Origin of the sequence: Kamptonema sp. PCC 6506, assembly GCF_000180455.1 — a bacterium.
Classification (GTDB): Bacteria; Cyanobacteriota; Cyanobacteriia; order Cyanobacteriales; family Microcoleaceae; genus Kamptonema; species Kamptonema formosum.
The window spans coordinates 1-15,512 of the sequence record NZ_CACA01000347.1; the positions used below are offsets into that span (position 1 = coordinate 1).

General features: G+C 44.9%; 7 protein-coding genes. 5 read left to right on the top strand and 2 right to left on the bottom strand.

The window, feature by feature from the left end; translation table 11 throughout:
• Window positions 1-180: 180 nt before the first annotated feature.
• Window positions 181-3,861, bottom strand: coding sequence for a transcription-repair coupling factor (mfd, locus tag OSCI_RS23950; protein ID WP_007357769.1), 3,681 nt, complete (start codon window positions 3,859-3,861; stop codon window positions 181-183).
• On the opposite strand from mfd, the gene OSCI_RS30355 reads away from it, so the two are divergent.
• Complete coding sequence (locus OSCI_RS30355) at window positions 3,860-4,063, top strand: hypothetical protein (RefSeq protein WP_148288900.1); 204 nt, start codon at window positions 3,860-3,862, stop codon at window positions 4,061-4,063. The genes mfd and OSCI_RS30355 overlap by 2 nt on opposite strands.
• A gap of 36 nt (window positions 4,064-4,099) precedes the next feature.
• Here the strand turns inward: OSCI_RS30355 and OSCI_RS23955 are convergent, their stop codons facing one another.
• Window positions 4,100-4,645 (bottom strand): NADPH-dependent FMN reductase, encoded by a 546-nt coding sequence (locus OSCI_RS23955; protein ID WP_007357771.1) that lies wholly within the window; start codon window positions 4,643-4,645, stop codon window positions 4,100-4,102.
• Between the two features lie 667 nt (window positions 4,646-5,312).
• Between OSCI_RS23955 and pflB the strand changes: the two genes are divergently transcribed.
• The 4 genes from pflB to OSCI_RS23980 form a co-directional block, all read left to right on the top strand.
• Window positions 5,313-7,541 carry a formate C-acetyltransferase gene (pflB, locus tag OSCI_RS23960; protein ID WP_007357772.1) on the top strand — a complete coding sequence of 743 codons (2,229 nt, stop codon included), beginning with the start codon at window positions 5,313-5,315 and terminating at the stop codon, window positions 7,539-7,541.
• An 813-nt stretch (window positions 7,542-8,354) separates the two neighbouring features.
• Window positions 8,355-9,098 (top strand): pyruvate formate-lyase-activating protein, encoded by a 744-nt coding sequence (gene pflA, locus OSCI_RS23965; RefSeq protein WP_007357775.1) that lies wholly within the window; start codon window positions 8,355-8,357, stop codon window positions 9,096-9,098.
• A 25-nt stretch (window positions 9,099-9,123) separates the two neighbouring features.
• Window positions 9,124-11,835 carry a bifunctional acetaldehyde-CoA/alcohol dehydrogenase gene (adhE, locus tag OSCI_RS23970; RefSeq protein ID WP_007357776.1) on the top strand — a complete coding sequence of 904 codons (2,712 nt, stop codon included), beginning with the start codon at window positions 9,124-9,126 and terminating at the stop codon, window positions 11,833-11,835.
• An 820-nt stretch (window positions 11,836-12,655) separates the two neighbouring features.
• On the top strand, window positions 12,656-15,512 hold a 2,857-nt coding region (locus OSCI_RS23980), incomplete at its 3' end, for a bifunctional acetate--CoA ligase family protein/GNAT family N-acetyltransferase (RefSeq protein WP_083811333.1).

The following is a 15,512-nucleotide window of genomic DNA, read 5'->3' on the forward strand; positions in this document are numbered from 1 at the left end:
GCGAAGTATTTTCGTAAAAAAACCCGGTTTCTTTAGTTGGGTGCCAAAGTCCTGAATTAGCAATTACCAATTACCCATTACCCATTAGCAATTAGCAATTAGCCATTAGCAATTAGCAATTAGCCATTATAATTAACTTCACAATCCCAACTCCCTACTCCGGGAATTTCGATCTACACCTTAAATTGTTGCTTCTGATAAAGCTCCCTGCATCTTACCCAACCAATCAATTAAATGATCTAATTGTTTATCAGCAGTTAAAACCCCCATCCCTCGGATAGTAACTTTCCCCTTGCTGTAAACAAAACGAGCGTGAAGATGATCCGGTAGATTTGCTTTAAGTAAATTCCAACCCGGTTCCTCCATTGGCGTTTCTAAAACAATGTGTTGCTTATTCTCCGGTTTAATCCGCGAAAAGCCAATTTTCATTGCTAATTGTTTCAATTGAACTACTCGAATTAATTGCTGAGCAGGTTTAGGAATCGGGCCGTAGCGATCGCACCACGCCGCCTCTATTTGACTCAACTCTTCTAGTGTACTAGCAGATGCTACAGAGCGATAAGCGCTCATCTTTTGATCCAAATCTGTGATATAATCCGCCGGAATAAACGCCGTTAAGGTCAAATCTATTTGCGTATCTTCTACCTGCGGGATTTCCTGGCCCTTAATTTCGCGAATCGCCTCTTCTAACATCTGTGCGTACAAATCAAAACCGATCGCGTCCATTTGACCGGACTGTTCCGCTCCCAAAATATCACCAGCACCGCGAATTTCCAAATCTCGAATTGCCAATTGATACCCCGATCCCAATTGTGCGAATTCTTGAATCGCTCTCAACCGCTGACGTGCTTCATCTGTAAGGCGATTTTGATTGGGATAAAATAGCCAAGCGTGGGCCTGTACCCCCGCCCGTCCCACGCGACCTCGTAATTGGTAAAGTTGAGCTAAACCAAATCTTTGTGCGTCTTCAATCAAAATTGTGTTGACGCGGGGAATATCCAAACCTGATTCAATAATTGTCGTACAAACGAGGATATCGAAATCCGCAGCACTAAAAGCCAGCATAATCGCTTCCAGTTCCGAAGCATCCATTTGACCATGCGCGATCGCAATTTTTGCCCCCGGAACCATCACCCCCAATTGTGCTGCTAAATCATCAATTCCCTCAATCCGGGGTACTACATAAAACACCTGACCCCCCCGATCCAATTCTTGGCGAATTGCAGTTCTTACTACCTCTGGATCGTAAGCAGCTAAATGGGTTTGAATTGGGCGGCGGGTAGGCGGTGGTGTCGCAATTATACTCATTTCCCGAATCCCAGAAAGTGACATATATAAAGTTCGAGGAATCGGAGTTGCGGTGAGTGTTAACACATCCACCATCGTTTTCAACGCTTTGATAGCTTCTTTTTGCTTAACTCCAAATCGCTGTTCTTCATCCACCACCATTAAGCCTAAATCTTTAAACTTAACTCCCTTGCTTAAAATAGATTGAGTTCCCACAACTACATCTAATTCACCACTGGCCAAGCGCCTTTGAAGCTCCCGGCGTTCAGTTTCAGTACGGAAACGATTTAGTAAACCAACTTCAATCGGATAAGGTGCAAAACGTTCTTTGAGAGTGTGATAATGTTGTTGAGTTAAAATCGTTGTTGGCGCTAACATTGCTACCTGTTTGCCAGCAGTAATCGCCTTAAAAATTGCGCGGATCGCCACTTCCGTTTTGCCAAAACCAACATCACCACAGACCAGGCGATCCATCGGGCGATCGCCTTCCATATCGCGTTTCACATCTTGAGTCGCCTTCAACTGATCGGGAGTAGGTTGATAGGGAAAAGAATCCTCTAATTCCTGTTGCCAAGGCATATCTGGCGGGAAAGCAAAACCTACTTGCTGCGCTCTTTTCGCGTAAAGATTCAGCAAATCTACCGCTAATTTTTTAATCGATTTGCGGACTTTTGCCTTAGTTTTTTCCCAAGTTTGAGCGCTAAGTTTGTTGAGTTCAGGAGCGCGATCGCCCACCGTCCGAAACCTAGATAGTGCGCCCAATTGGTCGGCCGCTATTCTCAGCGTCCCGTCTCCATATTGAATCACCAAATATTCGCGAGTTTCTTGATTAATTGTCAGGCTTTCCAATCTCAGGAATCTGCCAATTCCATGCTGTCGATGAACTACATAATCATTAGCACTAAGTTTATTAGGATCAACTTGTTTAGAAGCCGCACGCCGCCGCTTGCGGATATAGCTAAAAGTAGCTAGGGAGTGTTGACCGTAAAATTCACGATCGGTGACAACAACTAACCGGAAAGTAGGGAGAATAAAACCTTCTAACTCGGCAACTCCGCTGTATTTTAAGGCGATCGGCAAGTGTTGGGCTTGTAGTTTGTCAATCGCTAAATAGTCGCGAGGATTGGGGATGAATTGAGAGGGACAGTCATGCTCTGATAGCAGAGAAACAGAACGGCTAGGTTGAGCTGAAACTAGAAAAATAGAAAAGCCGCGATCGCGCTCTTGTCTGACCATTTCTGCCAGTTTCGCGTATTGGTGCGGCATCACCGGTACGGGACGACTGGCTAAATTAATAGAGCTTTGAGATTGCTTCGTTGCACTCCCAACGCTGGGCGTTTTTGACTTTTGAGCTGAAGCATCTTCTGCTAATTCTGTGAGGGAAATGCGATCGAATACTTCGACATTTGCCAAAGAATCAGCAAAAGAGCGGTGAATTTTGGGTAATTCCAAATTTTCATTCTCAATTCTCCAATGTTCTTGGGCTACTTCAAACCAGCGATCGCTATGAGCTTGGCATTGACCTGGTTCATCAATAGCCACTAACGTATTCTCAGGCAAATAATCCAACAAACAAGCTGGCTGCTCAAAAGCCTTACCCAACAACCTTCGCGGCACTTTAGAAGATAACTTTTCCCCTTCCCCTTCCCCTTCCCCTTCCCCTTCCCCCTCGCCGCTAGCTTGAAGAGCAGCAGCAATAATTGGGCTAAAATCCGTAGGAGTCAAAACCAACTGATTAATTTTGTCAAGCGATCGCTGGGTAGATGGGTCAAATTCCCGCATTTGTTCCAACTCATCCCCAAACCACTCCAACCGCACTGGCAACTCCGCCGCCACTGGATAGACATCAACAATATCGCCGCGCCTGCTCCACTGTCCCTCCATTTCCACCAGAGAAACGCGATCGTATCCCATCATAGCCAGTTTCAGGTCAACTGCCCTAGAATCCCAACTCATACCCCGCTTTAATTTCAGGCAAAATGGTTTAAAAGCCAATACAGGCGGTAAATGAGGCTGCAAAGCCCTTTCTGTAGCGACAATGGCGATCGAAGGGGAAGAGCGGGAGGGAGCGGGGGAGCGGGGGAGCAGGGGAGATGGGGAGATAGAAGACGGAACTCTCTCCTCTGCCCCTCCGCTCCCCTGCCCCTCTGCTCCTCCGCTCCCCTGCCCCTCTGCTCCTCCGCCCCCCTGTCCCTCTGCCCCTCCGCCCCCCTGCTCAAGAGCTCCCAATTCCCCACTCAGCAGATCCGCTAAAACCTGCATTTGCCCCCAGGTCATTTCACTTTGCTCGGAGTAAGATACCTCGTAAGGGGATGCCTCCGAAGTCGGGTAACAGTGAACAGCTTGCCAACCCATCGTCTCAAGTTGAGAGGCCCAGCGCCCTGCTTCCTCTAAAGTTGCCGCTACTACAAGTAAATTTCGCCCTTCTTGCTGTGCTAGAGCTGAAACTGTCAAACCTTTGGGCAAACGGGCGACACCGGAAAGTTGCAAACACCGGTGCCGTTTTAGTTGGGTGAGGAGTTCTGCTGCTAGTTGCGATCGCCCAATGGTACGAATAATCGAAGAGAAAGCCATGTTTTATGGAAGTGCTTATACTCCTTCGGACAAAAAGCCGGAGGATATTTATGTAACTCCTTCACTGTACAGAATTTACCATCAAATTAATGACCCCCAGACACATTTATCCTGCGGGGCTAAGTTTAAGCGATCGCTCGTGCCACCGAACTCTTCATTGAAAGCAACGCAAGCAAGTATAGCTATTCCTGCAATAATTTAGCTTTTCTATATCAGGCGGGTATGACCCGCCCCGATCCTACGAAACTCCCCGCAATTTGCGAGTATTTTCTACTAAACTCTGGGTGAATTGATCGAAGCGTTGAGATAGCTTCTCATCCAACAATTTGCCATCAGGACTAAAAACTTTCCAAGCTTGACCGATCGCGACCTGTTCGGGTATTACCCAACAGTGTACCCATCTCAAAATTACCCGCAGATCGTTAAGAGCATTGTTATTGGACTGACCGCCCAAAACACTGATTGCACCCGCAACTTTCCCGTCCAAATGCTCAAAACTCAATAAATCCAGCGCATTTTTAATCACGCCGCTAACGCTACCGTGATACTCCGGTGTTGCCAAAATCAAACCATCAGCCTGCTTAACGGCATTCCGCAACCGCTCTACATCCGGGTAGTCAGGATAGTTATCCTCGCCGTTGCAAAAAGGGAGATTCAGCGATCGCAAATCCAATATCTCCACTTCTGCGCCCAATGCCGTCGCGCGATCGCTTGCCGCATTCAAAGCCATCTGGCTATGGGAGCCAGCTCGCAAACTTCCGCCAATCCCAACAATCTTAACCATAGCAGTTGATAAAAAATAAACAGCTTCAATAAAACGTACTCATACCGACTATGATTAAGTTAACAAATAAAACCGCAATCTGTCAAGGGAATCCCTAAGAGGAGGCAGGAGACAGGAGGCAGAAGGTAGAAGGTAGTAAGGGTGGAAGCAATAATTATGTCCTAACCGCCTTGGCGGTTGCTATAGCCCCTTCTTCCCCCAGGGCTGTTTCATTCTCGGTAGGGGCGGTGCCGATTGGCTGCCCGCCCAGAGTCTGAAACCCTCATTTGATGGTTGGTGATGGGTAGGCACGGGGGCACTACCCTACAAAATCGCGGTTTTTCCGAGAATGAAACAGCCCTACCCTTCTTCCCCTTCTTCCCCTAGTCCCTAGCCCCTAGCCCCTAGCCCCTTCTTCCCCTTCTTCCCCTAGTCCTGAGCATCGTAGCCCCTAGCCCCTTCTTCCCCTAGCCCCTAGTCCCTAGCCCCTAGCCCCTTCTTCCCCTAGTTATCGGCGATCTTTCCTCACAGGTTCCTCAAATTCTTTTTTTACAATAGATTCGAGACGAGAAACAGGGTTCTAGTGACTAAACTATCTTCAGATGTTATACGCCACCTTGAAACCTGATGTCTTGAGACTCATGGCTTAATTCTCATCACCTACTCAAGCCAGGAGGCACATAAGAATATGTTTGAACAATGGCAAGAATTTAATTCAGGCAATTGGATGAAGGAAATAGATGTACGTGACTTCATCCAAAAGAATTATAAACCCTATGAAGGGAATGAATCGTTTCTAGCTGGTGCAACAGCAAGAACGAAAATGCTCTGGAACCAAGTAACTCTGTTAATGGCTCAAGAGCGAGAAAAAGGAATATTAGATGCAGATACGGCTGTCGTTTCTACAATTACAGCTCACAAGCCAGGGTACATCGACCAAAACTTAGAACAGATTGTCGGCTTGCAGACTGAGAAACCTTTGAAACGAGCAATTATGCCCTTTGGTGGGATTCGTGTAGTAAAAGCTGGGCTAGAAGCCTATAGTTATAAGCTCGATCCTGCTACTGAGGAAATTTTTACCAAATATCGTAAAACTCATAATGATGGTGTATTTGATGGCTACACTCGCGAAATGCGGTTAGCTCGTCACTCTGGTATCATTACCGGATTGCCCGATGCTTACGGGCGAGGACGTATTATTGGCGATTATCGTCGAGTACCGTTGTATGGATGCGATCGCCTGATTGACGATAAGAAAAATCAACTGGAATCTCTCGAAGTTGATAGCATTGATGTTGATATCATTCGGCTGCGAGAAGAGATTAACGAACAAATCAAAGCCTTGTTTGAGTTAAAGACAATGGCAGCAAGCTATAGCTTTGATATTGGTCGCCCAGCCATGAATGCGAAGGAAGCCGTGCAGTGGCTTTATTTGGGCTATCTGGGAGCAGTAAAAGAGCAAAATGGCGCTGCAATGTCGCTGGGACGAGTCTCGACTTTCCTAGATATCTACTTTGAGCGCGATCTGAAGAATAACACAACTACTGAATCGGAACTTCAGGAACTAATCGACCATTTTGTAATGAAATTGCGAATGGTTCGCTTTTTACGAACTCCTGATTATAACGATTTGTTTTCTGGAGATCCGACTTGGGTGACTGAGTGTATAGGGGGTATGGGTGAAGATGGTCGTCCCTTGGTCACAAAGACCAGTTTCCGCGTTCTTAACACGCTATTTACTCTGGGATCGGCACCTGAACCAAACTTGACGGTATTGTGGTCAGAACGATTACCGGCAGCATTTAAGCACTACTGTGCAAAAGTTTCTACAGAAACGAGTTCGATTCAATATGAAAGCGACGATCTGATGCGTCCCTATTGGGGAGATGATTACGCGATCGCTTGCTGTGTTTCCGCGATGCGAATTGGCAAACAAATGCAGTTCTTCGGCGCACGGGTTAACTTAGCAAAATGCTTGCTATATGCGATTAATGGCGGTAAAGATGAAAAATCGGGCGAACAAATTGCCCTTGCCTACGCACCCGTTACTTCCGAATATCTGAGTTATGACGAAGTAATGCAGAAGTTCGATTTGATGATGAACTGGTTAGCAAAAGCTTACATCAATACGCTGAACGTTATTCACTGTAGCCATGATAAGTATTGCTATGAGCGGTTAGAAATGGCATTGCACGATCGCGATGTTTTCCGCACGATGGCCTGTGGTATTGCTGGGTTGTCAGTTGTAGCAGATTCACTCTCGGCGATCAAATATGCCAAGGTGAAAGTCTTGCGTAACGAAAATGGATTAGCCGTTGATTATCAAATCGAAGGTGATTTTCCTAAGTACGGTAATAATGACGATCGCGTAGATTTAATTGCAGTCGAGCTCGTGAAAACCTTTATGAGCAAGCTGAAGAAGTACAAGACTTATCGCAATGCTGTTCCCACACAATCGGTACTCACCATCACTTCTAACGTGGTTTATGGTAAGAAAACGGGTAATACACCGGATGGACGGAAAGCAGGCGAACCCTTTGCACCGGGTGCAAATCCAATGCACGGACGGGATACTAAGGGTGCGATCGCATCTCTTGCCTCTGTTGCTAAATTGCCTTACGCTTACGCACAAGATGGTATCTCGAACACATTTTCGATTGTACCAGGAGCCTTGGGTAAAACAGAGGACGAGCGGTTTACAAATCTGGTGGGGATGTTAGATGGTTATTTCCACGATGGCGGACATCATATCAATGTGAATGTCTTAAATCGAGAAATGTTGTTGGATGCGATGGATCATCCTGAATTATATCCACAATTGACAATTCGAGTCTCTGGTTATGCTGTGAACTTTATTAAGTTAACTAGAGAACAGCAGTTGGATGTGATTAAGCGGACGTTCCACGATCGCTTCTAAGTCAATGGAGTTAGGTGACACTTTAGTTACTTAATTAATTGGCGGGAGATATACGGAAAGTTTCTGGGTATCATCACTAAATCAGGTGATGTATTGAGAATTTCCGTATATTCCCGTTTATGGGGATATGAAAAATTTGGTGCATAATTTAGTTTTTATGCTATTTAGGCTGTCGGTGGATCACTTCTGGAAAGACTATCTATCCGTGTCAAAGTCAAGCTGTTTTTGAAATTCTGGCAGCCGTAACTAGCGCTGCAATTAAGCCAGAATCAAGTGAGTTTATGAGTCCATTAATGTCTTACACATCAATACTCCGGACAGTTTTGGAGTAGAGACGCGATCGCCCGTCCACAAAAAAGTAAGTAAAATTTGAATCTCAAAGGCAGAAAAAAAGACACTCTTTAGGTTAAGCTTAAAAAAACTGAGCTTAACAGACTGCCTTATGAACATTAAGGACTTGATTTTAAATCATCCTAACCTCCCCTCAGTCTTGTCTTATGGTACTCTGGCTGCTTAAAAACTGTCCGGACTATTGACACATGGTGGCTCACATTAAGGCTTTGTTGTTTACCTATCTTGATTCATCAGCAGCAAATTGAGCAATCTCAAACAAGTAACAACACAATTTAACCAGGCTATCTGTAAACCCTCAAAGTTAAGCTAGCACGAAGTTATAGCCTATTCCCCGCCTACCTTATCAACGAATCATAACATTCAAACCCCCTCCCTACCACTCTCCTCACAACTTCCCCAAACTCTTTAGCGTATAATAAATTTAAAGGTTGAGGAATCCAACAAGAGGAAGCAGCAACCATGTCAGTTTCTACATCTGTTTTTGGTTACATCCACTCAATCGAAACCTGTGGAACCGTTGATGGCCCCGGTATTCGGTTTATTATCTTCACATCAGGCTGTCCCCTACGTTGTCTTTACTGTTCTAATCCAGATTGCCGATATCTAGAAAACGGTAAAAAGGTCAGCGTTGATGAACTAATAGAAGAAATTCAGAAATACAAATCTTACATGAATTCTTCTGGCGGTGGTGTTACCATTAGTGGAGGTGAGGCATTATTTCAACCTCACTTCGTCACAGAAATTTTTAAACGTTGTCGAGCATTAGGAATTCATACGGCATTAGACACCTCTGGATACTGCGAGTTGAAGGTAGCTAAGCCAGTTTTAGAATTTACCGATCTCGTTTTACTCGATATTAAATCTTTCGATCCTGCAACGTATCGGAAAATTACCAGTGTCGAGCTCGAACCAACATTAATTCTGGCAAAATATTTGAGTGAAATCAATAAACCGACTTGGATTCGGTTTGTTCTCGTGCCAGGTTTAAGTAGCGATCCCCACAACGTCGAAGGGCTAGCAGACTTTGTTGCCAGCCTAAAAAATATCGAGAAATTAGAAGTTTTACCATTTCACAAAATGGGCGAATACAAGTGGGAAAATTTGGGCTACGACTATCAACTCAAAGATACTGAATCTCCCACACCAGAGTTGATCCAACAAACGCTAGAGATTTTCAGAAGTCGTGGAATTAAGGCTGTTTAAAAGCTAACCAAATAGGAAGGTACTTATGCAATTGGTTGTCACTAATCTCCAAGAACTCGAAACACTAATTCAACAAGTAAAAGCTGCTCAAGAAAAGTATGCAACTTACTCTCAGGAACAAGTCGATACCATCTTCAAGAAAGCCGCAATAGCCGCCAATACTCAACGCATTCAGTTAGCAAAATTGGCAGTTACAGAGACAGGAATGGGTTCTATTGAAGATAAAGTGATTAAAAATCACTTCGCCTCAGAATTCATTTACAACAAATATAAACACGAGCGCACCTGTGGCTTAATTGAAGAAGATAAATCCTTTGGGATTCAAAAAATCGCGGAACCAATGGGAGTATTAGCTGGCATTGTTCCCGTCACCAATCCCACTTCAACTACTATTTTTAAAGCTTTAATTGCATTGAAAACGCGCAATGCAATTATTTTCTCTCCTCACCCACGAGCCAAGCGTAGCACAATGGAAGCCGCTAAGATTGTGCTAGAAGCCGCGATCGCAGCCGGAGCACCAGAAAACATTATCGGCTGGATTGACGAACCCACTGTCGAACTATCTCAAGCCTTAATGCAGCATCCCAATATCAAGCTGATTTTGGCAACCGGAGGGCCCGGAATGGTCAAAGCCGCCTATTCATCTGGTCATCCATCTTTAGGTGTTGGTGCAGGTAATACTCCGGCGGTAATTGATACAACGGCCGACATTCAAACCGCTGTCAGTTCGATTTTAATCAGCAAAACCTTTGACAATGGTATGATTTGTGCTTCCGAACAATCGGTGATTGTTCTTGATACCATCTACGACCAAGTGAAGCAAGAATTTATGGAGCGAGGCGCTTACTTCCTAACACCAGAAGATAAGGAAAAAGTAAGTAAAATTCTGCTGAAAGATGGTCATATCAATCCCGCAATTGTCGGGCAATCAGTGGGTGCGATCGCGCAACTTGCACAAATTGGGTTAGTCTGTTTAGAGTTCCAAAGTAAGAACCGTGCAGAAACCGAAAGCCACAATCCCGTACCCTGCACATTGCCCAAAGTTTTGATTGGAGAAGTCGAAGAAATTGGCACAAATGAACCATTCTCCTATGAAAAACTGTCTCCAATTTTAGCAATGTATCGGGCAAGTAGTTTCAAGGATGGAGTGGATAAAGCCGGACGATTAGTCGAGTTTGGCGGACAGGGACATACGGCAGTTTTGTATATCAATCCTGAAAAATTGGATGATATTAGCTACTTCAAAAACACCGTTAAAACCTCACGAGTATTGATTAATACCCCCTCCTCTCAAGGTGCGATCGGAGACCTCTACAACTTCAAACTAGACCCGTCTTTAACACTCGGTTGCGGCACTTGGGGCGGTAACAACATTTCCGAGAACGTTACTCCTCATCATTTGCTCAATGTTAAAACAGTATCAGAGCGGCGAGAAAATATGCTCTGGTTCCGAGTACCACCCAAAGTTTACTTTAAATCTGGTTGTCTTCCTGTCGCCTTGCGGGAATTAGCCGACAAAAAACGAGCATTCATCGTCACCGATAAACCACTATTCGATTTGGGATTAGTCGAAAAAATCACCACGATTTTAGATGACATGGGGGTGAAGCATGATATTTTCCACGAAGTTGAGCCCGATCCAACTCTTGCCAATGTTACAAAAGGATTGGATTTACTCAATAGCTATCAACCCGATGTAATTATTGCGATCGGTGGTGGTTCCCCAATGGATGCAGCTAAAGTAATGTGGTTGATGTACGAGCATCCAGAGGTAGAATTTGAGGGGTTAGCGATGCGATTTATGGACATCCGCAAGCGGGTTTATGAGCTACCGGCCCTCGGTAAAAAAGCGATCCTAGTGGCGATTCCTACTACCTCTGGTACGGGGTCAGAAGTGACACCTTTTGCAGTGGTGACAGACGAACAAGCCGGGATCAAATACCCACTGGCGGATTATGCACTCACACCGAATATGGCGATCGTCGATCCCGAATTAGTGTTAAGTATGCCCAAAAAACTCACCGCTTATGGTGGGATTGATGCCTTAACTCACGCCTTAGAATCTTACGTTTCCGTACTAGCTACAGAGTTTACTGAAGGCTTAGCACTAGAAGCGATCGCACTGATATTCAAGTATTTACCCCGTTCTTACCATAACGGTGCCCACAATCCAGAAGCACGGGAAAAAATACATTATGCAGCAACGATCGCAGGTATGGCCTTTGCCAACGCTTTCTTAGGCATCTGTCACTCAATGGCGCATAAATTAGGGTCTACTTTCCACGTACCGCATGGATTAGCGAATGCCTTGATGATTTCTCATGTAATTCGTTACAATGCCACAGATGTGCCCTTCAAACAAGCCATCTTTCCACAATACAAATACCCTCACGCTAAAGAGCGGTATGCTGAGATTGCGGATTATTTAAAACTGGGTGGCAATTCCCCAGATGAGAAAGTTGAAAAACTGGTGGCAGCAGTGGAACAATTAAAGCAGGAAATAGAAATTCCTGCTACGATTCGCGAAACTTTAGGCGGAGACGATCGCACATTTTACGACAAAGTTGAACTCATGGCTGAACAAGCTTTTGACGATCAATGTACAGGCGCAAATCCCCGCTATCCGCTGATTAGTGACCTGAAAGAGTTGTACCTTCTAGCTTACTTTGGTAATAGTACAAAGGTCGAGTTTTTCGATTTGGAACCTTCGGAAGTTCTGCCTACTCCAGTTGCATAGCGAAAGCTTGATATTCCCATGCCAATAACGATGGAATGGGAATATTCTATGTTTGAAAAAGACCTAACCCCAGTCCCCTTCCCTACGAGGGAATGGAGAGAAAGAAAGAAAGAAAGAAAGAGAAGAAAAAAGAAAGAAAGAGAAGAAAAAAAGAAATTTCCCCCTCCCCTTGAAGGGGGAGGGGGGCGAGGGGGGAGAGGTCACAGCTAATTTTTCAGTAATAAGACTTTCCCAAGTGTCATACTTAAATCAGGTTGTAGAATGTAATCAGGTTGTAGAATGTTTCAGAGAAAGTTATAGATTAATAGAATTGGAGTTTATGCTCCTAACGGAGGTTACTAATACAGGACTTACGCACCAACCAAAGAAACCGGGTTTTTTACGAAAATACTTCGCCCTTATCCACGATTCTCTCAAAAACCCGGTTTCTAGATCCATGAGCGTAATTCCTATAATAGTTAAAGTTAGGTAATTCCCAACCAAGATATTCAGCAAGATTTCTCTCCACTAAGCTTTTACGCATTTCATTAGGAGATTCATTCATCTACATATTCCTTCCATACTCCTAACAAATTTATTCCTTTTCCCACCCAAAAAAATCATTCCTTTCCTTTATCCTTAGAGGAGAGGCTAGGGAGATGTGAGAAGTTAAGGAGAGGTTATAAGGATGTTAGAAAGTTGAGGTAACGGTTACAGATAACACAGTTTTAAATGCCTAATAGCTTATAATTTAATTAGTGATTTCAAGGTAGAAGACAGCCACAAAAATTTCTTCCTTGACCTTAGACGATACGTTTCCCTTTTGAAGAAATTTACAATCATGAAAACAACATCCCAATTAGAATCAATATCTGTCGCCCATGATTCCCAAGAGATCCTGCGCGAACGTGCATACGACATCTTGCGCTCCGAATATCGTCCATTAGACGCTATTTTTACACCCAAAAACATCGCTGTTATTGGAGCTACAGAAAGACCTGGTAGTGTAGGAAGAACCCTACTCTGGAACTTGATTAGCAATTCATTTGGTGGAACAGTTTTTCCTGTAAACCCTCAACGATCTAGTGTTTTGGGTATCAAAGCTTATCCCACAATTGCGGCAATTTCAGAACCAATAGATTTAGTCGCGATCGCGACTCCTGCACCCACAGTCCCAGGGATCGTTCGCGAATGTATTGCCGCAGGAGTTAAAGGTGCGATCGTGCTTTCGGCTGGCTTTAAAGAGGCCGGAACAGCAGGTATTGAACTAGAACACCAGCTATTAGAACAGGTGCGTCAAAGTCAAATGCGGCTGATTGGGCCCAATTGTTTAGGTGTAATGAACCCAATTACTGGACTCAATGCCACCTTTGCTAATGGCATGGCCCGTCCGGGAAAGGTCGGTTTTATCAGCCAAAGTGGGGCCTTGTGTACCGCAATTTTAGATTGGAGTCGCCGGGAAAATGTGGGTTTCAGCGCCTTTGTTTCCATCGGTTCCATGCTGGATGTAAATTGGGGAGATTTAATTGATTATCTCGGTGACGATCCCCATACTGAAAGCATTGCAATTTATATGGAATCGATCGGGGATGCCCGTTCCTTTCTATCTGCTGCCCGCGAGGTAGCATTAACTAAGCCGATTATTGTTTTAAAACCGGGTCATACGGAAGCGGCTTCTAAGGCTGCGGCTTCCCACACGGGAGCCCTAACTGGCAGCGATGCAGTTCTTGATGCTGCTTTCCGACGTTGCGGCGTATTGCGGGTAAATACGATCGCGGATTTATTTGATATGACAGAAGTGCTGGCAAAACAGCCTCGTCCTAAAGGCCCGAACCTAACCATCATTACTAATGCTGGAGGCCCTGGTGTATTGGCAACAGATGCGCTGATTGCCACCGGAGGTCAACTGACAGAATTATCGACGGAAGCGATCGCAGAACTTGATGCTATCCTACCCGTTCACTGGAGCCATCACAACCCGATCGATATCTTAGGAGATGCCGATCCCAAACGCTACGCTAAAACCCTGGAAGTTGTAGCCAACGATCCTGACAGTGATGGACTCCTAGTCATTCTCACACCCCAGGCAATGACCGATCCCACTCAAACCGCAGAACAGCTAAAACCTTACGCCAAACTCTCAGGTAAGCCCATAATTGCTAGTTGGATGGGTGGAAGCGAGGTATCAGAGGGTGAGTTATTGCTAAATCAAGCTGGGATTCCCACCTATCCCTATCCAGATGCAGCCGTGCAGGTATTTAGTTATATGTGGCGATCGAGCTACAATCTACAAGGAATCTACGAAACTCCAATTTTACCCACTGCCTTTGGAGAACATGGTTCCAGTCGCACACAGGCTGAAGAAATAATTAATGCTGCTCATCAAGAAGGGCGAACGATTCTGACTGAAGTAGAATCTAAGCAGATTCTAGCCGCTTATGGCATTCCCACTGTTGAAACTGTAATTGCGACAACTGAAGAGCAAGCCGTTGAACGCGCAAATGCGATCGGGTATCCTGTAGTTCTCAAACTGTTCTCTAAAACTATCACCCATAAAACAGATGTGGGCGGAGTACAGTTAAATTTGAATGATGAAAACGCAGTCAGACAGGCTTACCAAGCTATTTATAACGCTGTTTCTTCCCGATATTCAAACTCCTCTACCTCCTCCGATTCCGACTTCCTCGGCGTTACTGTCCAGCCGATGATTAAGCGCGAGGGATACGAACTGATTATTGGTAGTAATCTCGATCCACAGTTTGGCCCAGTATTGCTGTTTGGAACTGGCGGACAATTAGTAGAGATATTTCAAGATCGGGCGATCGCTCTACCACCTCTTAATACCACTCTGGCACGCCGGATGATGGAACAAACCGCGATTTATACAGCATTAAAAGGCGTGCGAGGACGCAAGGCTGTTGATTTAGCGGGCCTCGAACAACTGATGGTGCAGTTTAGTCAACTGGTGGTAGAACAACGTGGGATTAAAGAAATTGACATTAATCCTCTATTGGCAAGTTCAGAACAATTGCTGGCTCTCGATGCTCGGATTATCTTACACGAATCAGACATTGATGAAACCCAATTACCAAAATTAGCGATTCGTCCTTATCCCAACCAATATGTGACTCCCTGGACGATGAAGAACGGTACTTCCATTACCATTCGTCCGATTCGTCCAGAAGATGAGCCATTGATGATCCAATTCCACAAAACTCTATCTGAGCAAAGCGTTTATTTGCGCTATTTCCATTTAATCAAACTTAGTCAGCGTATTGCTCACGAACGATTGACTCGTCTCTGCTTTATTGATTACGATCGCGAAATGGCCCTCGTCGCTGATTATGAAAACCCTGAAACTGGAACTCATGAAATTTTAGCTGTTGCCCGTTTGAGTAAATTACACGGCAGGAATGAAGCTGAATTTGCGCTATTAGTAAGCGATCGCTATCAATGTCAAGGATTAGGAACAGAATTACTGCAACGATTGATCCAAGTGGGATGGGATGAAGGGATCGATCGAATTACAGCCGAAATTCTCTCAGAAAATTCCGGGATGCAGCGAGTTTGTGAAAAACTAGGATTTCAAGTTCGGCGATCGCTCATAGATCCTACTGTTGCCAAAGCAGAGATTCGAGCCTTAGATGCGGTTTTGATTGCCGCAGGGGAGGCGGGGGGAGGCGGGGGGAGATGGGGGA